The sequence below is a fragment of the Tepidiphilus baoligensis genome (genome assembly GCF_012911495.1).
GTDB classification, from domain to species: domain Bacteria; phylum Pseudomonadota; class Gammaproteobacteria; order Burkholderiales; family Rhodocyclaceae; genus Tepidiphilus; species Tepidiphilus olei.
In genome coordinates this window covers 1-24949 of sequence record NZ_JAAAUB010000018.1, presented here as the reverse complement: position 1 = coordinate 24949, position 24949 = coordinate 1, and the positions used below count along the sequence as shown (strand labels likewise).

The 24949-nt window shown below is 63.1% G+C and carries 25 protein-coding genes and 1 tRNA gene; 13 read left to right on the top strand and 13 right to left on the bottom strand.

What is annotated here, in order from left to right; all coding sequences use genetic code 11:
* Positions 1–21 precede the first annotated feature (21 nt).
* Complete coding sequence (locus tag GV368_RS09980; protein WP_169116417.1) at positions 22–1356, top strand: hypothetical protein; 1335 nt, start codon at positions 22–24, stop codon at positions 1354–1356.
* Here the strand turns inward: GV368_RS09980 and GV368_RS09975 are convergent.
* The gene (locus GV368_RS09975) at positions 1323–2240 is read right to left on the bottom strand and encodes a YihY family inner membrane protein (RefSeq protein WP_142805204.1); all 918 of its coding nucleotides are present in this window, start codon (positions 2238–2240) and stop codon (positions 1323–1325) included. The two genes, GV368_RS09980 and GV368_RS09975, sit on opposite strands and share 34 nt — an antisense overlap.
* A 53-nt stretch (positions 2241–2293) precedes the next feature.
* Here GV368_RS09975 and GV368_RS09970 point away from each other — a divergent pair, with 53 nt between their 5' ends.
* Positions 2294–2644: a DUF2069 domain-containing protein gene (locus GV368_RS09970; RefSeq protein ID WP_142805205.1), complete on the top strand. Its 351-nt coding sequence runs from the start codon at positions 2294–2296 to the stop codon at positions 2642–2644.
* 174 nt (positions 2645–2818) lie between these two features.
* On the opposite strand, the gene GV368_RS09965 is transcribed toward GV368_RS09970, so the two are convergent.
* From GV368_RS09965 to GV368_RS09955, 3 genes are all read right to left on the bottom strand, one after another.
* Entirely contained in the window at positions 2819–4354 is a 1536-nt protein-coding gene (locus GV368_RS09965) for a 2-isopropylmalate synthase (protein ID WP_142805206.1), read from the bottom strand.
* Positions 4355–4705: 351 nt separating this feature from the next.
* Complete coding sequence (gene pssA / locus GV368_RS09960) at positions 4706–5458, bottom strand: CDP-diacylglycerol--serine O-phosphatidyltransferase (protein ID WP_169116416.1); 753 nt, start codon at positions 5456–5458, stop codon at positions 4706–4708.
* Positions 5455–6129: a phosphatidylserine decarboxylase gene (locus GV368_RS09955; RefSeq protein ID WP_169116415.1), complete on the bottom strand. Its 675-nt coding sequence runs from the start codon at positions 6127–6129 to the stop codon at positions 5455–5457. The genes pssA and GV368_RS09955 overlap by 4 nt, the downstream gene beginning before the upstream one ends.
* Positions 6130–6280: 151 nt before the next feature.
* Here GV368_RS09955 and GV368_RS09950 point away from each other — a divergent pair, with 151 nt between their 5' ends.
* Positions 6281–7225, top strand: coding sequence for a carbonic anhydrase (locus GV368_RS09950; protein ID WP_169116414.1), 945 nt, complete (start codon positions 6281–6283; stop codon positions 7223–7225).
* Between the two features lie 182 nt (positions 7226–7407).
* On the opposite strand, the gene GV368_RS09945 is transcribed toward GV368_RS09950, so the two are convergent.
* The gene (locus tag GV368_RS09945; RefSeq protein ID WP_169116413.1) at positions 7408–9051 is read right to left on the bottom strand and encodes an electron transfer flavoprotein-ubiquinone oxidoreductase; all 1644 of its coding nucleotides are present in this window, start codon (positions 9049–9051) and stop codon (positions 7408–7410) included.
* Positions 9052–9153: 102 nt separating this feature from the next.
* Between GV368_RS09945 and GV368_RS09940 the strand changes: the two genes are divergently transcribed.
* From GV368_RS09940 to GV368_RS09905, 8 genes are all read left to right on the top strand, one after another.
* On the top strand, positions 9154–9582 hold the full coding sequence (locus tag GV368_RS09940) for an acyl-CoA thioesterase (RefSeq protein ID WP_169116412.1): 429 nt from the start codon (positions 9154–9156) through the stop codon (positions 9580–9582).
* Between the two features lie 48 nt (positions 9583–9630).
* Entirely contained in the window at positions 9631–11589 is a 1959-nt protein-coding gene (locus tag GV368_RS09935) for an acetoacetate--CoA ligase (protein ID WP_169116411.1), read from the top strand.
* A 14-nt stretch (positions 11590–11603) separates the two neighbouring features.
* Positions 11604–12149 carry an isochorismatase family protein gene (locus GV368_RS09930; protein ID WP_169116410.1) on the top strand — a complete coding sequence of 182 codons (546 nt, stop codon included), beginning with the start codon at positions 11604–11606 and terminating at the stop codon, positions 12147–12149.
* A gap of 67 nt (positions 12150–12216) precedes the next feature.
* Positions 12217–13890, top strand: a complete 1674-nt coding sequence (locus GV368_RS09925) for a CTP synthase (protein ID WP_142805214.1) — start codon at positions 12217–12219, stop codon at positions 13888–13890.
* Entirely contained in the window at positions 13887–14729 is an 843-nt protein-coding gene (gene kdsA / locus GV368_RS09920; protein WP_142805215.1) for a 3-deoxy-8-phosphooctulonate synthase, read from the top strand. Before GV368_RS09925 ends, kdsA begins: the two co-directional genes overlap by 4 nt.
* Positions 14729–15031 (top strand): DUF1330 domain-containing protein, encoded by a 303-nt coding sequence (locus GV368_RS09915; protein WP_142805216.1) that lies wholly within the window; start codon positions 14729–14731, stop codon positions 15029–15031. Before kdsA ends, GV368_RS09915 begins: the two co-directional genes overlap by 1 nt.
* 31 nt (positions 15032–15062) lie before the next feature.
* Positions 15063–16352, top strand: coding sequence for a phosphopyruvate hydratase (gene eno / locus GV368_RS09910; RefSeq protein WP_142805217.1), 1290 nt, complete (start codon positions 15063–15065; stop codon positions 16350–16352).
* Positions 16353–16365: 13 nt separating this feature from the next.
* On the top strand, positions 16366–16662 hold the full coding sequence (locus tag GV368_RS09905; protein ID WP_169116409.1) for a septum formation initiator family protein: 297 nt from the start codon (positions 16366–16368) through the stop codon (positions 16660–16662).
* 7 nt (positions 16663–16669) lie between these two features.
* On the opposite strand, the gene GV368_RS09900 is transcribed toward GV368_RS09905, so the two are convergent.
* Entirely contained in the window at positions 16670–17194 is a 525-nt protein-coding gene (locus GV368_RS09900; RefSeq protein WP_142805219.1) for a gamma carbonic anhydrase family protein, read from the bottom strand.
* A 154-nt stretch (positions 17195–17348) separates the two neighbouring features.
* Here GV368_RS09900 and GV368_RS09895 point away from each other — a divergent pair.
* Positions 17349–17425, top strand: a tRNA-Pro gene (locus tag GV368_RS09895).
* 114 nt (positions 17426–17539) lie between these two features.
* Positions 17540–17860 carry a PilZ domain-containing protein gene (locus tag GV368_RS09890; protein WP_169116408.1) on the top strand — a complete coding sequence of 107 codons (321 nt, stop codon included), beginning with the start codon at positions 17540–17542 and terminating at the stop codon, positions 17858–17860.
* A 1-nt stretch (position 17861) separates the two neighbouring features.
* On the opposite strand, the gene GV368_RS09885 is transcribed toward GV368_RS09890, so the two are convergent.
* The 7 genes from GV368_RS09885 to GV368_RS09855 form a co-directional block, all read right to left on the bottom strand.
* Positions 17862–18356, bottom strand: coding sequence for a disulfide bond formation protein B (locus GV368_RS09885; RefSeq protein WP_169116407.1), 495 nt, complete (start codon positions 18354–18356; stop codon positions 17862–17864).
* A gap of 86 nt (positions 18357–18442) precedes the next feature.
* On the bottom strand, positions 18443–18841 hold the full coding sequence (locus GV368_RS11420) for a type IV pilin protein (protein WP_169116406.1): 399 nt from the start codon (positions 18839–18841) through the stop codon (positions 18443–18445).
* Between the two features lie 3 nt (positions 18842–18844).
* On the bottom strand, positions 18845–22216 hold the full coding sequence (locus GV368_RS09875) for a pilus assembly protein (protein ID WP_169116405.1): 3372 nt from the start codon (positions 22214–22216) through the stop codon (positions 18845–18847).
* A gap of 14 nt (positions 22217–22230) precedes the next feature.
* On the bottom strand, positions 22231–22782 hold the full coding sequence (locus tag GV368_RS09870; RefSeq protein WP_169116404.1) for a pilus assembly PilX family protein: 552 nt from the start codon (positions 22780–22782) through the stop codon (positions 22231–22233).
* Positions 22783–22792: 10 nt separating this feature from the next.
* Positions 22793–23746, bottom strand: a complete 954-nt coding sequence (locus GV368_RS09865; protein WP_268969050.1) for a prepilin-type N-terminal cleavage/methylation domain-containing protein — start codon at positions 23744–23746, stop codon at positions 22793–22795.
* Positions 23743–24243 carry a type IV pilus modification protein PilV gene (gene pilV / locus GV368_RS09860; RefSeq protein ID WP_169116402.1) on the bottom strand — a complete coding sequence of 167 codons (501 nt, stop codon included), beginning with the start codon at positions 24241–24243 and terminating at the stop codon, positions 23743–23745. Before pilV ends, GV368_RS09865 begins: the two co-directional genes overlap by 4 nt.
* A gap of 11 nt (positions 24244–24254) precedes the next feature.
* Entirely contained in the window at positions 24255–24836 is a 582-nt protein-coding gene (locus GV368_RS09855; RefSeq protein ID WP_169116401.1) for a GspH/FimT family pseudopilin, read from the bottom strand.
* Positions 24837–24949: the final 113 nt, after the last annotated feature.

Below are 24949 nucleotides of genomic sequence, written 5' to 3'. Positions count from 1 at the left end.
CATGCTCCAAGTGATTATGCCATGATCGATGAACGGGAAATCGAGGCGCTACGCCGCCGTCTGGAACGCATACGCATACGGACGGATTCCGCTTGGTTGGCCGAAGAGGGCAGGCCTTTGCTGGCCTCGATCGATGAGCTGCTTCATCATTCGGTGGCCTTGACTTTTCCTCTGCCCGCCAGCGACGTGCTCGCTCTGCATCGGTTCATGACGACGGCGGTGGATCGTCTCGAAGAGTGGCTTCCCGATGCCAGGCGTAACGAGTTGGCGGGCAAATTCTTTGCCGGGTTCGCGTTGCGTCTCTATCTGTTGTCGACCATGACCCGGATCGTCTTGCCACCGGGATTCTGGCGCCTCCTCACGCAGCTGGGCCATGCTTATGCGGACAAGGAGCCCGTACGCGGAGAGCTGGCGTGGTTACTCGCGCTGGCCGCGGCCGATCCTCGATTCATGGACGGAAAAGAGCTTTTATGGGCGCTACGTTGGATTCAGAGCGCATCGCCCGTCATTGTCCTGTACGGCTCGGGCCAGAGTCAGGAAGATGGTTTCGTGATGTCTTTGTCGCTCGACGAGCCGCCGGAACCGAGAGCGTGGTTCTTTGGGCGTGAGAACGCTCCTCGGGCCACCTTGTTTTTTTCGCTCGAAGAGCTCGCCAAACGGGCAGAAGAGGAGATCCACCTGCTCGAAGGGGGGGGCTGGGCAACGCGTCGGCATCAGGAGGGTGGCTTGAGTGCCGATGGACGGGCGGCCTTGTTGCGTGAATTGCTCGATCGTTGGCGTTACGGCTGGCAGCGTCGCCTGCCGCGCAAGCCTTTCGATGCCATGGCCGAGTTACTCGTCGGCTGGGAGGCTGTGTTGTCCCATCGTCTCGGCTTGCCAGCTACCATCCATCCGGTTCGCGTCACCGATGTGAGCATCAGCGGCTATGAGTTGCGCTGGACGGACAATGAGGGACCGATTTTTTTTCCGGGACAGATCGTCGCGATCCGCGTAGGGGGGGATGTGCGCTGGGTGCTGGCGTTGGTACGCTGGTTGAGGCAGCATCCCAACGGTTTGCAGATGGGTATCCAGGCCTTGGGATTCGATCCCGAACCGGTCGCGCTGGGACAGGAGAAACCCTTGCCAGCGGGTACTTCGGCGCAAATGGCTTTGTCGGTGCGCAAAGCGCCTCCCTTGCGTCTGCAATCGGCGCTCGTCTGTACGAAGGGGACCGTTTGCGGTCCGAAATTGGTCGAGGCCAGCGAGTCGGCCGTGGGGAAGTGGCTGTTGCGGCAGGTGCATTTCATCCGGTTCGAGGCGCAGACACGCGACCTCGAAGTGTTTCAGTTCGAGGTCGATCCCTTCATGGAGGATTGATCTCCTGCTTCGTCGGTCTGCGCGGAGGCCGAATCGGGTTCGAGTGTATCGGGCCGCAAGCGTGAGGACGAGAGCGCACCGAGTGTGGCGGCCAAGGCTGCCCCGAGAAGGATGATCGTCCAGAGCAGATAAATCCAGACGAGAAAGATCGGCAAGGCGGCGAACGCGCCATAGACCAGGTCGTATGTGGCGAAACGGGCGATGAATATGGCAAATCCTCGTTGGAGGAACAGAAAGGCTCCTGTGGTGATGAACGCAGCGAGGAGTGCATCGCGAGATCGTACCGGGCGATGCGGGACGAGTTGATAGAGCGCCCAAAAAAAGCCCCAGATCAGGAAGAAGGAGACGAGTGGCGTGGCCAGCCCGACGTGCCCCGTGAGCTTGAGCGATTCCTTGGCCAGCTGTGTGGTCAGGTAGACGCCAATGCCGAATAGCAGGGGCCCCGCGGTCAGGACGAACCAGTAGGTGACCAGGCGTGCGCCGAGGGTACGTGCGCGACGTACGCGCCAGATGCGGTTGAAGGCCGATTCGATGGTCGACAAGAGTATCAGTGCCGTGACGATGAGCATCACGGTGCCGATCATCGAGAGTTTGGTCGAATTGGCGATGAATTCGCGGCTGTAGAGTGTGACGAGGCGCGAGACGGCTTCGGGCAAAAGGTTGGCGCTGAGAAACTCCTCTAGCGATTCGCCGACTTTCTCGAAGGCCGGAAAATTGTGAAAGACGAGCACGGTGATCGTCAGGAGAGGGACCAGCGCGAGCAACGTGGTATACGTCAGGGCTGCGGCTACCATGAGGCAGTCGGCACGGTACACGGTGTGCAGGAAGCGCCGAGCAAAGAGGCGTAGCCATCGAATCGGGTACATCGTGCGGGAAATGAACATGAGGGCCTTCTGCTCGAGCGACGAAGCGCCATGGTCGTATCAATGGGGATTGTATGGGAAAACGTGACGAGTGGGCGCTGGCGGCTTTCGTACTGGCGCTCGTACTGGCGCTTTGGTGCGTGCTGTGGGAGGGTTGGTTTGCCCCTCTGCGTCCCGGAGGGTCTTGGCTCACCTTGAAAGCTTTACCGATCGCTGCCGCGCTGCCCGGATTGTGGCGCGGCCGCCGCTACACGGCGCAGTGGGCTAGCCTCGTGAGTGTTTTCTATGTCGCCGAAGGGGTGATGCGCTGGAGTGATGGCGGGGGGGCGGGTTTTTTCGCCAAGATAGAGGCGCTCCTTGCATTCGCCCTCTTCGTGGCATTGCTCGCTTTTGCTCGGCGCTCGGGGCAGCGCGGGAAGGCATAGGCTGCCTCGAAACGACATCACGGCCGTTTGCGCGGGAGATGGCGAACGGGGGCGCGGGAGGCGGCCCCCGTCATGCAGATGGCCGAGCGCACACGGGCTCCCAACGCCGTTTCGCGGCCGGGCGACTTTTCTGGGCTGTGAACGGCGGCTACCGAAGGTGGCAGCCGCCTGGTCTCACAGCTGTGGGTTGATGCGTACGGCGTCGTGCTGCAACTTGTTGAGGGCGTTGATGTAGGCCTTGATCGAGGCGACGATGATGTCGGTGTCGGCTCCCAGGCCATTGACGATGCGTCCGCCTTTGCTCAGTCGCACCGTGACTTCACCCTGGGCGTCGGTTCCTTGCGTGATGGCATTCACTGAATAGAGCACCAGCTCGGCGCCGCTATGCACCAGGGCTTCGATCGCCTTGAAGGCGGCATCCACCGGCCCCGAGCCGTCGGCTTCGGTGGAATATTCTTTGCCGTCGATCGCGAGCGTGAGTTTGGCGTGTGGGGGTTCTCCCGTCTCGGAATGGATCATGGTCGAGACGAGCCGGATGCGTTCCTGTTCGCTGGGGGTGGGTTCTTCGGCCATGAGGGCGAAGAGGTCTTCGTCGAAGATCTCGTGTTTCTTGTCGGCCAGATCTTTGAAGCGGGCAAAGGCTTGGTTGAGCTGCTCTTCCGAGCCGATCTCGATGCCGAGCTCCTCGAGCCGGGCGCGGAAGGCACGGCGGCCGGAGTGTTTGCCGAGCACGATCTTGTTGGCCGTCCAGCCCACGTCTTCGGCGCGCATGATCTCGTAGGTCTCGCGGTGCTTGAGCACGCCGTCCTGGTGGATGCCCGATTCGTGGGCGAAGGCGTTCGCGCCGACGATGGCCTTGTTCGGTTGCACCGGGAAGCCCGTGATGGTGGACACGAGCTTGGAGGTGGGTACGATCTGCGTGGCGTCGATGCGCGTGTCGCAGGGGAAGGCGTCCTGGCGCGTGCGCACTGCCATCACGATTTCCTCGAGCGCGGCGTTGCCGGCCCTCTCGCCCAGGCCGTTGATGGTGCATTCCACCTGGCGTGCGCCGGCGAGCACGGCCGCGAGCGAGTTTGCGACTGCCAATCCTAGGTCGTTGTGGCAATGCACCGACCAGATCGCCTTATCGGAGTTGGGTACACGCTCGATGAGACGGCGGATCTTCTCGGCGTATTCGTGGGGCAGGGTGTAGCCGACGGTGTCGGGGACGTTGAGCGTGGTGGCGCCGGCTTCAATCACCGCCTCGAAGATGCGGCACAGGAAATCGAGCTCGGAGCGACCGGCGTCTTCGGCCGAGAATTCGACGTCGTCGGTGAAACGACGGGCGAAACGGACCGCCTCGACGGCCTGCGCGACGACCTCGTCGGGCGTCATGCGCAGTTTTTTCTCCATGTGAATGGGGCTGGTAGCGATGAAGGTGTGGATGCGCTGGCGCTTGGCCGGACGAATGGCCTCGGCGGCACGTTCGATGTCGGCCTCGTTGGCGCGGGCAAGCGAGCAGACTGTGGATTCCTTGATCGCTTCGGCCACGGCCCGTACCGCTTCGAAGTCACCGGGGGAGGCAGCGGCGAATCCTGCCTCGATCACGTCGACCCGCATGCGCTCGAGCTGGCGCGCAATGCGCAGTTTTTCTTCCTTGGTCATGGAGGCGCCCGGGCTTTGCTCGCCGTCGCGCAAGGTGGTGTCGAAAATGATCAAATGCTCTTTCATCGTTTTGCTCCTGAAGAAACGACACGGGGTCGCCGCCACGACGAGCGAGTCGCGGCAGACGGAAGGGATGACAGGAGGGGAGGGGGAGAGTGTATTTAGCGCGCGAGGCGCAGCAGCGGACCCAGCAGTAGGCCAGCCGTGAGAAGGAATGAGCGAGGCAAGACGCTGCGCGTATTCATGCGAAAAAATCTACACGGAAATTCGTATCGAAGCAAGCTTTTTCATCATTGAAAAAAACTATGATTGCTGCGATGCTCGGGTATAGAGGCTCTGCGCGTGGTCGTGGCGCGAAGCCGACGAGGCGCAGAATGAACGCGCCGCGCCATGCCGGCGCAGTGGCCACACGGAAAGTCATTCGATGGGTTCATCGGGTTTGCGTTTGTGGCGCCGGCGCCAGAGGGCGAGCACGTAGCCGGAAAGCGCATAGCCGAGAAAGAGAAGGAAGAGGAGCCCCGGATAGATCGACACGAGGGCGAAGGCGAGCACCACGCTCGCGGCGGCCACGAAGGGAAAGGATCGACGCAGATCGATGCTCTTGCCGCTCCAGTAGAGAATGTTGGTGACCATGGTGATTCCGGCAAAGGCGGTGAGGATGGCGGCGAGCCAGCGTAGCTCGGTTCCGGTCCATTCCAGGTCGTGGGCTACCCAGACGAATCCGGCCACCAGCGCGGCGGCGGCCGGGCTGGGCAACCCCTGAAAGTAGCGTTTGTCGAGCGCCCCGATGTTGGTGTTGAATCGAGCCAGGCGTAGTGCGGCACCTGCGCAGTAGAGGAAAGCGACGATCCAGCCGATCTTGCCCAGGGAGTGCAGTGCCCAAGTGTAGCTCAGCACGGCGGGGGCGACGCCGAAGGAGACCATGTCGGAGAGGGAATCGTATTGGGCGCCGAATTCGCTCTGGGTGTGGGTGAGGCGCGCGATGCGCCCATCGAGTCCATCGAGCACGATGGCGGCGAAGATCGCGACCGCTGCGGTTTGAAACCGTCCGTCGAGTGCTTGCACCACGGCGAAAAAACCTGCAAAGAGTGCCGCCGTGGTGAAGAGGTTGGGAAGGAGGTAGATGCCACGGCGCTTGGGCGGCGTGGCGCATTCCTGTGCTTCGGTCATGGGGTGGCCTCGTGTTCTGCCGCGGGGAATTCGGCGAGAATCGTGCTCGTCGCCTTGACCTTCTCACCGAAGACGACCCGTGGGCGGCTCTCCGGTGGTAGGTAGAGGTCGACGCGCGAGCCGAAGCGAATGAAGCCGTAACGCTGTCCGCGCGCGAGTCGATCACCCGGTTCGACGTAGCACAGGATACGGCGCGCCACCAGGCCGGCGACCTGGACGCAGGTGAGTTCGTGTCCGGTGTCGCTGCGCAGATGCAGGGCGTTGCGTTCGTTTTCACTGGACGCTTTGTCGAGCGCCGCATTGAGGAACTTGCCGGGGTGATACCAGCGGGCGACGACGGTGCCGTCGATCGGGCTGCGGTTCGAATGCACGTTGAACACGTTCATGAAGACGCTGATTTTGAGCGCGTCGCAGTCGCGCCAGGGGTCACGTGCCGGCTCGATGGCTACGATACGCCCGTCGGCCGGAGAAAGTACGGCCAGGGGCTCGGCGGGGACGGGGCGGGGCGGATCGCGGAAAAACTGGATCACGAAGAGCGTCAATAGCCACAGGGGCCATGCCCAGCAAAAGCCTCCGGTGAACTGTACGATCAGGGCAAGGAAGATGGCGGCGGCGATGAAAGGCCAGCCTTCACGGGCGATGAGGGGATGAGGGTAGTTGGAGGATGTCATCGTAGGGTCTCTCGTTTGGCTGATGTTATTCTACCGGATGGGCGCTCTGGCTTGGTGGATACTGCATTACCGATCGGGATCGGCGATAATCTCGCGTCGGGGTGTCGGCATCCCCGATGTGCGAGCCGATTCGATCAGGGAGAATGTCATCATGCTGGGTCTACGGGCATCAGGGAAGTGGCGCTGGTGGTGGGGGGTCGTACCGTTGATGGTGGTCGTGCCCGCTCTGGGGCAGGAAGACACCGCTGTGTCCGACGTCCCGGCCTCGGTTCGAACGCAGGCCGGCGTCCATGAGCCTCTGGTCGAAGGGGGAGGGCGCGCGGGTGAGCCGCAGTCGGTTCGCCCGCAGTCGGGGCCCGAAGAGAAAACCGAGGTCAAGCCCAAGGAGCTTTCCGTCGAACCCAAACCCGTTCGCCCTGCTCGCCCCTCTTCGCCTCGCTGGGATTACTCCGGGGAGAGGGGACCGGAACGGTGGGCGAAGCTGTCGCGGCAATATTTCTGGTGTGGGTTGGGAAAGAATCAATCGCCCATCGACATCCGGCTCGAAGAGGTGCTCACCACCGACCTGCGGGCGATCGAATTCCATTACCTTGCGCTCGACACCCGGCTGCGGATGGAGAACTCCCTCGTTACGGCCAGGCCCCTGGTGCCCAAGGCTACGATACAAGTCGAGCAGCGCCGCTTTACGCTCGAGACCGTGCAGTTCCATACGCCCAGCGAACATACCGATGGAGGCAATCATTATCCGTTGGAGGCACAGCTGATCCATCGGGACAAGGAGGGGAATCCGGCCGTGGTGGCCATTTGGTTCCGCCCAGGACAGGCCAATCCCTTGCTCGACGAGATTCTCGCGGCGACGAAGCAAAAAAATGCTTCCAAACGGACGATCGATTGGAGCAAGATTCTGCCGCCTTCGGCCGACTACTATCGGTATAACGGTTCGCTCACGACGCCTCCCTGCAGTGAAGGGGTGCGTTGGTACGTAATGTCGGAAGCGGTCGAGGCGAGTGAGGATCAGCTACGGTCTTTCCGCGCCCTTACGGGCAAAAACAACCGCCCGGTTCAACCCCTGAACGCACGTCGCGTGCTGGAGTAGCAAGGGCCCCCGGCTGGCGCCGGGAAAGCGTTTCAGGGCGCCTCGAATGACCTGCTGGGCGGCCATCTGGCGGCGTTCTCCGGTGCCCGGGTGCCCGCCGCCTACCGTTCGCAGCGGGTCTTGCACTCGGCACTCCGGGTACCGGCCCTGCAGCCGCTCGCGACGGTTTTTCGAGGCAGCCGTTACATGCCGACGTAGATCGGTCCTTGGCCACCTTGCGGCGGCACCCAGTCGATGTTCTGCGTCGGGTCCTTGATGTCGCAAGTCTTGCAGTGCACGCAGTTCTGTGCGTTGATCTGCAGGCGTGGCGTGCCGTCCTCGCGCACGATCTCATAGACTCCGGCCGGGCAGTAGCGCTGCTCGGGGGAATCGTAGATCTTGAAATTGACGTCGATCGCCACTTTGGGGTCGCGCAGCACGAGGTGGCAGGGCTGGTCCTCGTCGTGGTTGGTGTTGGAGAGGAAGACCGAGGAGAGCCGATCGAAGGTGAGCACGCCGTCGGGCTTGGGATAGGCGATGGGCGTGCATTCGGCAGCGGGCTTGAGCAGGGCGTGATCGGGTGTGTCGCGGTGCAGCGTCCAGGGCGCCTTGCCGCGGAAGACCATCTGGTCGATGCCAAAGAGCAGCGACCCGGCCCATAGGCCCTTCTTCATGAGCGGTTTGAAGTTGCGGGCGCGGTAGAGCTCTTCGTGCAGCCAGCTGCGCTCGAATGCTTCGGGGTACTCGGTGAGCTCGTCGTGGGCCCGGCCGGCTGCGAGCGCGGTGAAAGCGGCTTCCGCCGCCAGCATGCCGGATTTGATCGCCGCGTGGATTCCCTTGATGCGCGAGGCGTTGAGATAGCCCGCGTCGTCGCCGATGAGCGCACCGCCGGGGAAGACCGTCTTGGGCAGCGCTTGCAGGCCACCGGCCACTAGCGCCCGCGCGCCGTAGGCGATGCGTTTGCCGCCTTCGAGCATGGAGCGGATGGCGGGGTGGGTCTTGAGCCGCTGGAATTCCTCGAAGGGCGAGAGATAGGGATTGCGGTAGTCGAGGCCGACGACGAAGCCGATCGCCACCAGAGGGCCGTCGTCGAGGTGGTAGCAGAAGGAGCCGCCGTAGGTGTCGGGGTCGAGCGGCCAGCCGGCGGTGTGCATCACCAAGCCCGGTTCGTGCTTGGCCGGGTCGATTTCCCACAGCTCCTTGATGCCGATGCCGTAGGCTTGCGGATCGCGTCCTTCGCGCAGCTTGAAGCGCTGCTCGAGCCGTTTGCCCAGATGCCCGCGGCAGCCTTCGGCAAAGAGCGTGTAGCGCGCGCGCAGCTCCATGCCCGGTTGATAGTTGGGCCCCGGAGTGCCGTCTTTTTGCAGGCCCATGTCGCCGGTGACCACACCGAGTACGCGACCGGCATCGTCGTAGAGCACGTCGGCAGCGGCAAAGCCGGGATAGACGTCGATTCCCATGGCTTCGGCCTGCTCGCCCAGCCACTTGACGAGGAATCCGGCGCGGATGATGTAGTTGCCGTGGTTTTGGAAACACGGTGGCAACAGGGCGTTGGGCACTTTCATCGCTCCGCCTTCCTTGAGGAAGAGGAAGCGATCTTCGCGCACCGCGGTTTTTACCGGCGCGCCGCGTTCCTTCCAGTCGGGGATGAGTTCGGTGAGCGAGCGCGGATCGAGCACGGCGCCCGACATCGTGTGCGCGCCCAATTCGGAGCCTTTCTCGATCACGCACACCGAGAAATCCTGCCCTTTCTCGGCGCAGAGCTGCTTGAGACGGATCGCTGCCGCGAGCCCTGCCGGGCCGCCGCCGACGATCACCACGTCGAATTCCATCGCTTCTCGTTCCATCTTCGGGAGTCCTCGCGCTACAATGAGATGAAAGGCCATACGCTGCCGTATGTTGGCAGAAAAAGGGCCGACGATCAATCACACATTCGAGGAGGATCGATCATGACACACCGCCCGGCCCATGCCCGGAAAGTTTTGACGACCACCATCCCCGTGCGCTGGGGCGACATGGACGCTTTCGGCCATGTGAATAATACGATCTATTTTCGTTATTTCGAACAGGCGCGCGTGGAATGGCTCGAGGCGCTGGGCTATCGGGTGGTGGCCGGCGTGTCGCCCTCGCCGGTACTGGTGCATGCAGACTGCAATTTCCTCAAGCCGGTCACCTATCCGGCCGTGTGCGAGGTCACGGTGTATGCCGGTGAGCCGGGACGCTCCAGCGTGACGAGTTGGTACGAGCTGCGCTTGGTCGGCGACGAGGCCCTCTACGCCACGGGTTCCGGTAAGATGGTGTGGGTGGACGCCGCGACCGGCCGCTCCACGCCCTTGCCCGACGACCTGCGCCGGGCGTTGATGAGTGCTTCCGGTTGAGGCAGTCGGCAAACAATCATAATAAATTCACGAAAGAGGAGGAAGGACATGAGCGAGACGAACCCCATCTGGGTCCCTTCGGCCGAACGGGTGGCGAGCGCCACGATCACGGCGTTTACCCGCCACGTCGAAGCGCGCTGGAACCGGAGTTTTCCCGACTACGCGGCCTTGCATCGCTGGAGCATCGAGCATCCCGAGGAATTCTGGGTCTCGGTGTGGGAAGAGTGTGGCGTGATCGGCGAGCGCGGCGAGGTGGTGCTCGTCGATGGTCACAAGATGCCCGGGGCGCGCTGGTTCCCGCAGGCGCGGCTCAATTTCGCCGAAAACCTGTTGCGCCGACGCGACACGCGCGAGGCGATGGTCTTCTGGGGCGAGGACCGGGTCAAGCAGCGCTGGAGCTGGGAAGAGCTGTACCTCGAAGTGGCGCGTGTGGCCCGGGCGTTGGCCGAAGCGGGGGTGACGCGCGGCGATCGGGTCGCGGCCTACATGCCCAACATGCCGCACACGATCATCGCCATGCTCGCCACGGCGAGTCTGGGGGCGATCTTCACCTCCGCTTCCCCCGATTTCGGCGTGCAAGGGGTGCTCGATCGCTTCGGCCAGACCGAGCCCAAGGTGCTCTTCACCGTCGATGGCTACTGGTACAACGGCAAGGCGGTCGATATCCGCGGCAAGGTGGCCGAGGTGGTACCTGGTCTCCCCTCGGTGCGCCGGGTCGTGGTCACGCCCTACCTCGAGGCGCTGCCCGATCTCTCGATGATCGATCGCGCGCTGGGCTGGGCCGAGTTCACCGCGCCGCACCGTGAGGCGACCGAGATCGACTTCGTGCGCCTGCCGTTCGATCATCCGCTCTACATCCTGTATTCCTCCGGCACCACGGGGCTGCCCAAGTGCATCGTGCATTGTGCCGGCGGGGTGCTGCTGCAGCACCTCAAAGAGCACAAGCTGCACGGCGACGTCAAACCCGACGACCGCCTCTTCTACTTCACCACCTGCGGCTGGATGATGTGGAACTGGTTGGCCTCGGGGCTGGCCTCGGAGGCGACGCTGCTGCTCTACGACGGTTCGCCCTTCGTCAAGGACGGCGCCATTCTCTTCGACTACGCCGACGCCGAGCGCATGACGCATTTCGGCACTTCGGCCAAATTCCTCGACGCGGCGGCGAAAAAGGGGCTCGCGCCGATCGAGACGCACCGGCTCGACACCGTGCGCGCGATGTTCAGCACCGGCAGCCCCCTCATGCCCGAGGGCTTCGATTACGTCTATACCCGCATCAAGCGCGACCTGTGCCTGTCGTCGATCTCCGGGGGGACCGACATCGTCTCCTGTTTCGTGCTGGGCAACCCGACGCTGCCCGTGTGGCGCGGGGAGATCCAGTGCAAGGGGCTGGGGATGGCGGTGCAGGTGTTCGACGAGAACGGCAATCCCGTCGTCGGGCAGAAAGGCGAGCTCGTGTGCACCCGCCCTTTCCCCGTGATGCCTCTCGGATTCTGGAACGACCCGGACGGCAGCAAGTACCGCGCCGCCTACTTCGAGCGTTTCCCCGGCGTGTGGTGCCACGGTGATTACTGCGAGGAAACGATCCACGGCGGTTTCGTCATCTACGGCCGCTCGGACGCCACGCTCAACCCCGGCGGGGTGCGCATCGGCACGGCCGAGATCTACCGTCAGGTGGAGAAACTGCCCGAGGTGGAGGAATCCATCGTCATCGGTCAGGATTGGCAGGGCGACGTGCGGGTCGTGCTCTTCGTGCGCCTGCGCGAAGGCTTGGTGCTCGACGACGACTTGCAGGAAAAAATCCGCCGCGTGATCCGCGACAACACCACCCCGCGCCACGTTCCGGCCAAGATCGTGCAGGTACCGGACATTCCGCGCACCAAGAGCGGCAAGATCGTCGAACTCGCGGTGCGCCAGGTGGTGCACGGCCAGCCGGTGAAAAACGTCGAGGCGCTCGCCAATCCGGAGGCGCTCGAATACTTCCGCGATCGTGCCGAGTTGAAGGAGTGACAAAGGAGAACCCCATGAAAATGTGCACGGCAGAGGCGACGTTGCTCGTCGTAGATATTCAAACGGGGCTTTTGCCGGCCATCGCCGACGGGCAGCGGGTGTGTGAGGCCGCCGCCTGGCTGTTGCGGCTCGCCGGCATGCTCGACGTGCCGGTGGTCGTGAGCGAGCATTTTCCCGACAAGATCGGCGAAACGGCGCCGGAGTTGCTCGAACTGCTGCCTCCTTCGGCCGAGCGGGTACGCAAGACCGCTTTCTCGGCGGTGCCCGACGGCGTGCTCGCGCACACCGCGGTGGGGCGTGCCGGTCAGGTGGTCGTGGCCGGTACCGAGGCCCACGTGTGCGTCTTGCAGACGGTGCTCGATCTGCTCGAGGCGGGAAAGCAGGTTTTCGTGGTGGCCGAGGCGGTCGGCTCGCGCCGCGCCGAGGATCGTCTGCTCGCACTCGAGCGGATGCGTCAGGCAGGGGCGGTGGTGGTCTGTCGCGAGATGGTGGCCTTCGAATGGCTCGAGCGCGGCGGCACGGACGTCTTCCGCGAAGTGCTGCGCACCCTGATCCGTTGAAGAGCGGAGCGTTCGCGAAGCGGCCGGGATCGGCTATCATTCGCTTTTCCAGCCAATCCACGTTCCCATGACCAAGTACGTGTTCGTGACCGGCGGCGTGGTCTCCTCGCTCGGCAAGGGGATCGCCGCTGCCTCGCTCGGGGCCATCCTCGAATCGCGCGGCATCCGCATCACCCACCTCAAGCTCGATCCTTACATCAACGTCGATCCGGGCACCATGAGCCCGTTTCAGCACGGTGAAGTCTTCGTCACCGAAGACGGCGCCGAGACCGACCTCGACCTCGGCCACTACGAGCGTTTCACCCACGCCAAGATGAGCCGGCGCAACAACTTCACCACCGGCCAGATCTACGAATCCGTCATCCGCAAGGAGCGCCGCGGCGAATACCTCGGCAAGACCGTGCAGGTGATCCCGCACATCACCGACGAGATCAAGCGCTTCATCGAGCGCGGCGCCGAAGGGGCGGACGTGGCCATCGTCGAGGTGGGCGGCACGGTGGGCGACATCGAGTCGCTGCCCTTCCTCGAAGCCATCCGGCAGATGGGCATCGAGCTGGGCCCGCAGGGCGTGTGCTACATCCATCTCACGCTGCTGCCCTACATCGCCGCCGCCGGCGAGCTCAAGACCAAGCCCACGCAGCACTCGGTGAAGGAATTGCGCGAGATCGGCATCCAGCCCGACATCCTGCTGTGCCGCGCCGACCGGCCCATTCCCGAGGAAGAGCGGCGCAAGATCGCGCTCTTCTGTAACGTGCGCCCCGAGGCGGTGATCGAGTCGCGCGATGCCGACACCATCTACCGCATTCCCTTGCTGCTGCACGAGCAGATGCTCGACGAGATCGTCTGCCACAAGCTCGACATCCTCGCCCGCCCGGCGGATCTCTCCGTGTGGCAGCGCATCGTCGACGCCTGGAAACACCCGCAGACCGAGGTCGACATCGCCTTCGTCGGCAAGTACGTCGATCTCACCGAATCGTACAAGTCGCTGGTGGAAGCGCTCACGCACGCCGGGCTGCACACCCGCTGCCGCGTGAACATCCACTACATCGATTCCGAAGTGCTGGAAGACGAAGGCTGCGCAGTGCTCGCAGACATGGACGCCATCCTCGTGCCCGGCGGCTTCGGGCGGCGCGGCACGGAGGGCAAGATCCTCGCCATCCAATACGCGCGCGAACATCGCATCCCTTATCTGGGCATCTGCCTCGGCATGCAGCTCGCGGTGGTCGAATTCGCCCGCCACGTCGCCGGGCTCGAAGGCGCGCACTCCACCGAGTTCGACCCCGAAACGCCGTATCCCGTGGTCGGCCTCATCACCGAATGGCAGGATCGCAGCGGCAAGATCGAGCGGCGCACCGAGGAATCCGACCTGGGCGGGACCATGCGTTTGGGCGGCCAGGTGTGCCTGCTCGCCGAAGACACGCTCGCCCGTCGCATCTACGGCGCGCCGCAGGTCGTCGAGCGCCACCGCCACCGCTACGAGGTGAACAACCGCCTGCTGCCGCTGCTGCAGGAGAAAGGGCTCGTGGTCTCGGGCCGCGCGCCCGGTACCGATCTGTGCGAGATGATCGAGCTGCCGCAGGACGTGCACCCCTGGTTCGTCGGCTGCCAGTTCCACCCCGAATTCACGTCCAATCCGCGTGAAGGGCATCCCCTCTTCATCGCCTATGTCCAGGCGGCACTGGACGCGCGCCGACGTGCCGGGCGTCCCACGGCGATCGCATCGTTCAAGGAGACGGTATGAAACTTTGCGGATTCGAAGTTGGGCTCGATCGGCCGTTCTTCCTCATCGCCGGCCCCTGTGTGATCGAATCGCGTACCCTCGCGCTCGAATCGGCGCAGGCGCTCAAAGAGATCACCGCTGCGCTCGGCGTGCCCTTCATCTACAAGTCGAGCTACGACAAGGCCAACCGCACCTCCAGCAAATCCTTCCGCGGCTTGGGCATGGCCAAAGGGCTGGAGATCCTCGCCGAAGTGCGCGAGCGCGTGGGCGTGCCGGTGCTCACCGACGTGCACACCGAAGCCGAAGTGGCGCCGGTGGCCGAAGTGGTCGACGTGCTGCAAACGCCGGCCTTCCTCTGTCGCCAGACCGACTTCATCCAGGCCGTGGCCGCGAGCGGCAAGCCGGTCAACATCAAGAAGGGGCAATTCCTCGCTCCCGAGGACATGGCGAACGTGGTGGCCAAGGCCAAGGAAGCCAACGGCGGAGCCGACACCATTCTCGTGTGCGAGCGCGGCGTGAGCTTCGGCTACCACAACCTCGTCGTCGACATGCGGGGGCTCGCCATCATGCGCGCCACCGGCTGCCCCGTGGTGTTCGATGCCACCCATTCGGTGCAACTGCCCGGCGGGCAAGGGCAAGCTTCGGGCGGCCAGCGCGAATTCGTGCCCGTGCTCGCCCGGGCGGCGGTGGCCGCCGGCATCGCCGGGCTTTTCATGGAATCGCACCCCGATCCCGACAAGGCCCTCTCCGACGGCCCCAACGCCTGGCCCATTCCGCGCATGGCCGAACTGCTCGAAACGCTCGTTGCGCTCGACCGAGTGGTAAAGCAGAGAGGATTCATCGAACAGGAGATGATGTGATGGAGGCGAAAGCCTATGTGATCGTCGTCGCCCGTCGTGCCGACCATGATGCGCTGGCGCGCTATCGGGAACTCTCTGCTCCGGCGGTGGCCGAGCACGGCGGACGTTACCTCGCTCGTGGGGGCCGCTTCACCGTGCTCGAAGGGCAGTGGCAGCCGCAGCGCGTGGTCATCGTCGAATTCCCCTCGTTCGCGGCGGCGCAGGCGTTTTATGACTCGGAATCCTATCGCGCGGCCCGGGCGGCGCGCGAAGGATTGGCCGAGTTCGACATGTTGGTGGTCGAAGGACTGCCGTCAGCGTGAACGATTTTCCCTTTCGTTTTTGGAGCATGAAATGAGTGCGATCGTCGATATCGTCGCGCGGGAGATTCTCGATTCCCGCGGCAATCCCACCGTCGAAGCGGACGTGTTGCTCGAATCCGGCGTGATGGGACGCGCCGCCGTCCCTTCCGGCGCTTCCACCGGCTCGCGCGAGGCCATCGAACTGCGCGACGGCGACTCCGCCCGCTACCTCGGTAAGGGCGTGCTGCGCGCCGTGGAGAACGTCAACACCGAGATCTGCGAAGCGCTCCTGGGGCTCGATGCCGAGGAGCAGACCTTCATCGATCAGACGCTGATCGAACTCGACGGTACCGAGAACAAATCCCGCCTCGGGGCGAACGCGATGCTCGCCGTGTCGATGGCGGTGGCCAAGGCCGCGGCCGAGGAGGCGGGGCTGCCGCTCTACCGTTACTTCGGCGGCTCCGGGCCCAAGCAGATGCCGGTGCCGATGATGAACGTCATCAACGGCGGGGCGCACGCCAACAACAGCCTCGACCTCCAAGAGTGCATGATCATGCCGGTGGGCATGGGCACGTTCCGTGAGGCGCTTCGCTGTGGCGCCGAGGTATTTCAGCACCTGAAAAAGCTCGTCGACCGCAAGGGGCATCCCACCACCGTGGGTGACGAGGGTGGTTTCGCGCCGAACGTGAAGAACACCGAAGAGGCGCTCTCGCTCATCCTGGAAGCCGTCTCCGCCGCGGGCTACGAACCGGGGCGCGACGTGCTGCTCGCGCTCGACTGCGCGAGCTCCGAATTCTACAAAAACGGCGAATACGTACTCGCCGGCGAAGGGCTCACCCTCTCGTCCGAAGGCTTCGCCGACTATCTCGCGGCGCTGGTCGACAAATTCCCCATCGTCTCGATCGAAGACGGCATGGCCGAGGGCGACTGGACGGGTTGGAAGATCCTCACCGAGCGCCTGGGCAAGAAAGTGCAGCTCGTGGGCGACGACCTCTTCGTCACCAACACGCAGTTGCTCGAACGTGGCATCCGCGAGGGCGTGGCCAATTCCATCCTCATCAAGATCAATCAGATCGGCACCCTCACCGAGACCTTCGCCGCCGTGGAGATGGCCAAGCGCGCCGGTTATACCGCCGTGATCTCGCATCGCTCGGGCGAGACGGAGGATTCGACCATCGCCGACATCGCCGTGGGGCTTTCCACCGGCCAGATCAAGACCGGGTCGCTGTCGCGCTCCGACCGTCTGGCAAAGTACAACCAGCTGCTGCGCATCGAGGAAGATCTCGGCGACACCGCTCGCTATCCGGGGTTGGCGGCCTTCTACAACCTGCGTACTTTGTAATCTGGGGAGAGGCGTGAGTCTGTGGGTGCGGCTGATCCTCGTCGTGCTGCTCGTGCTCGTGCAGTATCAACTGTGGCTCGGCCGCGACGGTCTGCTGCATCGGCAACAGCTCAACGCCCGCCTTCATGAGACCATCCAGAACAACGAAGCGCTCGCCGCGAGAAACGCCGCCGCCGCGGCCGAAATCGAAGAGCTCAGGCGCGGCGGCGAGGCGCTCGAGGCGGTGGCACGGGGCGCGCTCAACTATTTGCGTCCGGACGAAGTGCTCCTGACCTTGCCCTCTGCCCAGACGAACGCTCCTTCTCCGTGAAGCCGAGTTAGTCGATTCGTCGCAATGCGGTTCGATAGTATCTTGCGGCAACGCGGTAGTGCGCGGCGTTCGCCTGTAATCCTGCCACTTCTTCGTCGGTCAGGGTACGGATCACTCGCCCCGGCGAGCCGACCACCAGGCTGCGCTCGGGGATCACCTTGCCTTCAGGAATGAGCGCGTTCGCACCGATGATGCACTGTGCGCCGATCACCGCCCGGTTGAGGATCACCGCGTTGATGCCGATGAGGCAGCCATCCCCCACGGTGCAGCCGTGCAGCATGGCCATGTGTCCAATATTCACCCCGGCACCGATGGTGAGCGGCACGCCCTCGTCGTCGTGTAGGATCACCCCGTCCTGAACGTTGGTGCCGTCGCCGATCACGATCGGCTCGTTGTCACCGCGCAGCACGGCGTTGAACCAGATCGAGACTTCGCGCCCCAGCCGCACGTCGCCGATCACCTCGGCGCTGTCGGCCACCCAACAATCGGGACCGAGCTGTGGGCGCTTGTCGCCCAAGGCATAGAGTGCCATGGTTTCCTTTCCTTCGTCGTTGATCCAATGGATTGCGCGTAAGGATATCATGCTCGTCTGTGCGCTGCAGCAAGACCGTCATCCGAGGCGCAGCCCTGTAGGGTTTGCCGTGCGCTTGTATTTTTCGCCGGCTTGGGTATAATGGCGAACTCGTCGGGGCGTAGCGCAGCCTGGTAGCGCACTTGCATGGGGTGCAAGGGGTCGCGAGTTCAAATCCCGCCGCCCCGACCAAGAATTCGCAAGGCTTACGTGATCGCTCGCGTAAGCCTTTTTTCTTTTGTGCTGCATTGCCTTCCCCCTCGTCCCAGGCTAAACTGTATCCCGTTGGCTTGGGAGGTTTCCTTCATGATCGGCCAGTTCATCGAACGGCGCCGCGAGCGCCGCATCCCTCTGCCCGGCGGCATTCCTGCCCGGGTGCTCTCCCCGCGGGGGGAAGTGCACGATGCCGTCTGCTTCGACCTCTCGGTGGGCGGCATGGCGCTGCGCACCAACTATGTCCCTTCCGCCGAGGAAATCCTTGCCGTTCAGCTCGAGCAGCCCGGCGGGGTGCACGGCATGCCGGCGCGCCCGCTGCGGGTGCGCCTGGAGGTGCGCCGCTGCCTCGGGCTCGAAGGCGGCACCTGGCGCTGCGAACTGGGCGGGCGAATCGTGGAGGTTCTCTCGTGATTCAGCCGCGGCGCAGGGCGAGCCACGCCGCGAACCCGGCGAAGAACGCGAACCACAGCGCCGACCAGTTGGCGATGGTCAGCCCGAGGAAAGTCCAATCGATGGCCGTGCATTGCCCCTCGCCGGCGAACACCTTGGGCAGCCATTCGGCGAGCGGCAGCGTCTCCACCAGGTAATCCAGCCCGGGACCGCAGGCGAAAGGGTCGGCGGGCGGGTGCCGCTGCAGCCAGCTCTGCCACAGCGCCGTGCCCAGCCCGCCCAGGGCGCACAGCAGCATTGCACCGGCGCAGGCCCGGGCCGCGAGCTTGCGGGTGCCGAGCATCGTACCCAGGAGCGCGAAGAGCCCTACCCCGAAGAAGGCGATGCGCTGCAGGATGCACAGCGGGCAGGGCTCGAGCCCGAGGCCGTGCTGCAGGTAGAGGCCGAAGGTAAGCAGCGCCGCCACGGCGAGGGTGGCGGCGAGGAAGATCGCGCGCACTGGCAGGGATGGGGTCATGCTCGACTCGTCGAATGCGGCCGTGCCATTGTACCCCGTACCGCCCCTCGAGCCTGGTTCCGTAAAGCGCACTCCATCGTCCGGGTTCAGCGCCAGCAGCCGGCCGGGCCCTTGGTGCCGGCGCTATCCAGGGTGAGAGTGGTGCAGCCGGTGTCGCGCGTCTGCGCTCCTTGGGCTTTGGCTTGGAGGGCGTAGCTCGTATCGGACAGTGTCCCGTCAAATTCAAAGGTATAGAAGCTGCTCAACTCGGTCGTACACGAGAGCGCCGGCAGCGCCGCATTCTTGTAGGTCATCTTGGTGGTGTAGTAGCGCTCCATCCAGTGCGCCAATTCCATCAGGCAGCCCTGTGCCGCCGTGCGGCGGGTCTGCAGCACGTGGCGCTGGTAGCTGGGGTAGGCGATCCCGGCCAAGATGGCGACGATGGCGACCACGATCATCAGCTCGATCAGGGTGAAGCCGCGGCTGCGGCGTGGCGTGCGAGGCATGGCTTACTCCCGGATCAGTTCGCGCCAGTTGATGCGGCGGGGGGTGATGTTGTCCAATTTGACCTGAGTCTGAGCGGTGTCGCCGCTGGATCCTGCCACGATCAGCATGGCACCTGCGGGGCCAGCCACGATCTGCGCCTGGCCAGGCATGCCGATCCCGAAATCGATGGAGCCTACAGGGGTTTTCTTGTCACCCACAGTGCCATAATCTTTGAAGAATCCGGTCGCCGTTCCCGTGAACGGGTCGATCGCGTTGACGTAACCCGTCCCCCCGGGCGTACAAGGATCGTCGCTCGGGATGATGCTGCTCACCTCGACCGCGGTGCCGTAGAACTGGGACGATCTGATGATGCGCTCGCCGGGGTCGAGGTCGACGTACCAGCCTTTTTTATTGGCCATATCGCCGGGCTTGGCCTGCTCGAACGCCCGGACCGGGTTGCCCGTTTTTGGGTCCGTTCCTCGCGCCACGATCTTGCGCTCCTTGAGCTCACTGCGGGTCACTGCGTTCTGCCCATCGTCGATGATACCGTACCAACTTTGGGTCGACGTGTCAGAGACGTCAGTCCGCGTCAGGTAGCGCCCCGTGCCGAAGAAGACCCAGCGGCTGCCGTCGGCCGGATTGAGGCCGATCGAGGGGCGTGCGGTGATGGGCTGGGCTTTGCCGTTGGCGTCGGTCGCCTTGAAGAGTGGCTGGGGCGTGTTTCCCTGTTTGAATGCGACGTCCCATTGGTTCACGTCCGTGGCCGAGAGATCGAACTTCCACAGGTTGCCCTGCAAGTCGCCGGCATAGACGTAGTCGAAAGTACCATTGCCATCGTTATCCCAGCCGCGGGGAGGGGCCAGTCCATTGGGTTGGGTGGCCGATCCGACCCCCGTATCGATCGCTTTGATCAGCGCCCCCGTCTCGAGGTCGACGATGAAGAGGGCTGCCGTTTGATTGGTGCTGTTGTAACCATTGCCGAAAATCACGGCTTTGCTGCCATCATTGAGCTTGGCGATCATGAGCTCACCCGTGACCAAACCGAGCAGGTCCGCAGCAGTGCCGCCGGTGAATTCCCATTTCACATCGGCGGCGGAAAAGGATTTCGGTTTGGTGACGTCGAGCCCGACAAGCGCCTTGCCACCCAGGCCGAGGCTAGCCACGAGCAGGTTCTTGTCCGGAGTGGTGCGGAAATCCGAAACGGCGATCTGCCCATCGACGAAATAGCGGTGCGTGTACGCCGGATTGGCGAGGGTGGCGAGCGTCGACGTGATCACGGCGTTAGGCACGTAGGCGAAGCGTTCCTGGCCGTCGGTGGCGTCGAAGGCGTGCAGCATGCCATCGTTGGCGCCGACGAAGACCGTCTGGGCACGTTCGGCTCCGTCTTTGTAGTTGTCGACGTAGACGGGGCTGGAGTGGATGATGTCGCCGAGCAGGCTCTTGCGGTTGCGGAACGTCCCGCCCTTTTGCACTTCCTTGCTCTGGTCGCCGCGCAGGTAGTTGACGATGTCCTGTTTGACGGCGTCGGTCTGGGAGCCGAGATTGGCCTTTTGCGCCGCGCTGAGGGAAGCCCAGTCGAAGGTGCTCCCTGCACTGCCGCTCCAGGTGAAAATCCGTCGGGAGGCGACGTCGGAGATTCGGGCCGTCCATGTCGGGGTATCGCCGATGCCCGTGGTGGTGACGGGGTAGGCGAGGAGCTCTCCGTACCAGTCGCCAGGGTAGTAACGGGCGACAAAGGTGAGGGAATCGGTGTGAATGCTGTAGCTATTGACCGACAGGTTGCTGGCCGAACTCACCAGGGTGGAGATGGCTCCCAGCGCTTCCTTGAGCCCCTCGGCGAATTCGTCCGGATTCTGGGCGGCGAAGAACTTGCCGTGGCCATTGATGGCGGCATGCCAGAGGTCGTCGATCTTTTTTTCGTTGGCACTGGTGGGGTCGGGCCAGGGTTCCGTGCCATTGCACAGCTTGGCCACGGTCTCTGGCGTGCGGGGCAGCGTACCGCTCACGCCGAGAGAGAGGGTGAACGTGGTCATGTGCTGCCAGAAGGCGGGATCGGGGAAGGTGGGATCCAGAGAGTTGACGTTGCACGCATCCAGGTTGGACGAGGCGGCGGGAACATTGTTGGGAAGGTCGGTGCGCAGATCTTCTTTCCAGTACTTCATCGCCACGTCGGCAAGGGTGTTGGAATAGCCGTCTTTGAAGGGGGCTTTGGGTTCATAGGTATAGGTCTTCTTGCCGTCAGACGATTCGATTTTCGATCCTGATTCATTGTCGGCGTTTCCCGCACCAGAGAAATCGTCCGTATTGTCCCAATACCCATCGGTGGTGAGGATGGTGAAGGATTGGCGGCAGGAGAGTTGTTTCTGCTTGCCTTGAACCGTGACTTTGGGGCCCCAGGGGCCGCTGTCTTCCGGTTTTTTGTAATATCGGCCAGCCCAATCGAGGGCGCTGCGCAGGGGGGTCCCCTGGGCGGGTATCTTCACGCCGATGACTTTGTCAAAGAAATTTGCTTTGGCCGAACCGGTGAATTTACCGTGGGGAATCGGTACGGTGGGGTTGGCGCTCGAGCTCTTGCACGTGTTGATGGTGCAGAACCCGACGCGGTAGTTTTCACCGAGCTCGGCGAAGGCCCGGGTCACCCCGGCCTGGGTCGCGAGGATGCGCGAGCGGTGGTAGCTGAACCAGTTGGCGAAGTTCTGTACTTCGTCGGCGACAGAGCGGCCCCAGGGCATGGTGGTTAATGCTTTTTCAGTCTCTTTATTGGCGCCGACTTTCCATTGATACATGGTGCCGTTGCGGTATTGGTAGCGGGTGTAGTTCGTTCTGTCGGTAACACTGCCACTACCGTCATAGACGTAGAAGGTGATGGGGGTCGATAAAGTGGTGTTCGAACAGTCACTTCCCGTCATCTCCCCTGTTTTTAGGTTGATTTTGCAATTGTTTCTTTCTGCCGGATCGTAAGGGGCACTTTCAGGATTGATAGTGGGATAGGAACTGCCATCCGCTTTGCGCCAGGGTTGGTAGGTGACGTTAGGATTGTAGAAGAGTACGTTTCGCGTAGAGGAACGCAAGGTTACGTTAGCGTCTTTTTCATCGTCCAAGCCGAGGTAGGCGTTATCGTACGTAGATCCCCCATAGGGATTGGTAGGGCGGGGAAAGAGGAAGTAGGTCTCCGGTGAAGTAAGCTCAGTCAAAGAATCGGGAAGGATCTCGAACTGCATCGGTCCCGAATCGTCGAGCAGGAACATGATGTTGGGGTCGACGCTCGTGCTCGTCTCCGGAGGGACGTTGGGAATGTCCAGCGCCGCTCGGGCAGGCAGGCATGCGGCGGCAATGAAAACTAGCAAGACGAGGCGAACGAGCAGACCGATGGATGCACTAAGGGTATGGGTCATCTTGGTCTCCGGGTTCAAGGGCGCTGGTACAGGCTTTCGAGGATCACGGTGGCGCCGCCGTCGCGCTGAGCACGCGCAACCACACGGTAGCGCTTGCTCATGCAATTGGGGTTGGGCGGTATTTCTTGGTCGCATCCGAGCCAGTTGGTAAATTCACCGAGATATTCGACGTAGCCTTCTACGGGCAGACGCTCGTCCGTTTGCGCCAGCCAGTTATGCCAGCCGGTGAAGGAGGGGGCTTTCCAGCGGGGAGGGCAGTCCGGATCGGGAGGAAAACAGAGGCCGTCGGTGCAGGAAGTCTGGTTGCAGTTGCCGTTCATTTCAGGGGGAGCGGCTTGCGTGGGTGGATTTTGAGGAATCATGGATTCAGCATGGCGCAATCCTTCCTCGGCCGACTGCAGGGCGATGGCGCGGTCGGTGATGCCGGCAGCCATGCGGGTTTCCTGGGTGACGAAGCGGGTTGCACCGAGGGCAAGGATCGTGGCCACCAGCAAGAGAATGAGCGTCACCACCAGTGCGGCGCCTTGCTGGTATCTGGGTAACCTAGGCAGGGGGATGAAGGCCATGCTCGATTCCTCAAGGAAGGCGGTTGCGTAGCGCCACGGTGAAACGGTGTGTGCGGCGGAGCCGTTCGCCGCCTGTGCCTACGGCGTCGATGGATTCGGTCGTGACTATGGCTCGTACGGCGCGCACCTGCGTCCAATTGCCCACGCTGGCGATGGTCTGGTAAGTGTTTCCATTCTCGCTCAGGAAAGTGAAATCGAGTGCGACGATGTCGGGGACCATTTCTATGGCGTTATCGTCATTGACTTTGCGGTAGAGGGAAGTGCCATTTCGATTGTTGTTACCCAGATACCAAAGGATGCGCTCGAAACGCAGGAGGGTGCCGCCTTTGAAGGAGGTTTTGCACTGGTTGGGCTTGAGAGGAAAATCCAGACATTTGGTTTCGTTTCCGGGGGTGTTTTGTCCTGCTTGGTGGACGACCGTCAGGCTTTTTGCATTCACGTTGGTGGCTTGGAAGATCGCGGCTTGGGAGCCTTTGCAGACGAAAAGGATGTTGTCGTTCTTGATTGTGCCGACATGGGAAATGTTCATAGTGGCGGAAGTTTCGGGATCGTGATCCGTGACCCGTACTTCTCCGGCGGAATTGGAGGCTCTGCTGATCGCCAGCACAGGGGTTCCGGCCGCGCAATTGCTGGGTGGAAAGGTGGGAACCGCGTTGCAGCTCCCGTAGGCACGCAGCGATTCTCCTTCCCATGACCACGAGGTTGGCGTGCCTTTGAGCACGTTGGCTACCGTGGTCGGTCCACAGGCCGTGGCGCCGGCTTCGCGCACGTCGCGGGCCATCAGCTCGAAAGCGAAGCGCAGGTTCTCCTGCATGCGGGCGAGGTTCTCGGTGGTGCGGTACGTTTGCCGGTTGGTGAGGAAGAGATTGGTGACCGCGCCGATGACGACGAGGCCGAGGACGAGGGCGACCATGAGCTCGACGAGGGTCAGACCGAGCTGGCGGCGAGGAAAGGAAGTGCTCATAGCCGGCTCTCGAGGGTGAAAAGGGTGGCAGGTTCACCGTTGCGGCAGTTGTCGGCGTCGGTATTTTCTCCGCCGGCGCTGTCGGCCCAGCATACATGCACGCGATAGGTTAGGGTATTGGCCGCGATTTCGTCGATGCGGCCGCAAGCGGTGGGGTGGAGATTTGTCTGCATCTCGACGATCCAGTGGTGCAGGTCGTTCTGCGCGATTTCGCTTCCGTTTGGTGGGTCGCACAGCCAGTTTTGCTGGACGTAGGCTTTTGCCACGTCGAGCCGGTTAACCGAATCGGCGCTCAACACTGCTGCGCGCATCGCATCCAGAATGGAATTGGCATAAATGGCGGCGGCGGCGCGTTCGTAGCTGGAGTTGGCCGCGGCGAGCATGCGGGCCTGCAGGCTCGCGAGCCCGAGTAACCCGATGGCGAAGATGAGGGCGGCGATCAGCACTTCGAGCAGGCTGAAGCCGCGTTGTCGTGAGGGGCGAAAAACGGAAGACATGGCATGGATCCTCAAGGCGGCGGGCAGGTCGAAGGAACGCTGGTCGAGGGGGTGGTGAGGACGATTCTGCCGGCGCCGGTGAGGACGAGGTGGCGCGCCCGGCGGTCATCTCCCAAGGCAGTAGCAGTAGAGCAGACGCGCAGCGTTCCCGCTTGGAATGCTCTGCTCAGCAGTTTGCTCGTTCCGTCGGCGGTGAAAGAGACATAAGACGAGACGGGGGTGTTGCCGACGATGGTGATGTTGCGTGGCGCAGGACCGCCGCGAAAGAGGATGTCGGCGGCGCTCTCGGGGGCGGGCGCATTGCCGGGCGTCTGGTCGACGAAGGCCATCCAGCCGTCACGCCAGGCGCCGGAGCACGCGGTGGCGGTGGGGGCGGCGGGGCAGACGGTGACGCGGACGTTGCGGCGCAGCGCTTCGGTGCGCGCCGTTTGCAGGGAGGCGACGAGTTCGTTGGTGGCGGAGGTGAGGCGGTTCGAGGCGATGAGGGTGGCGAAGCTGGGAATGCCGATCGCGAGCAGGATCGCGAGTACGGCGATCGTGACCATGAGTTCGACGAGGGTGAATCCTACGTCGTTGCGGAATGGCTGGTGCATTCCCTGTTCCTTTCCGACATTGCGGTTTATTATGACGCTGTCTGAGCGAGAATGCAAGACGAAGAGTTCCGGCTGTAGCGAACAAATAAACTGTCCGGACTTGTAGCACGAGG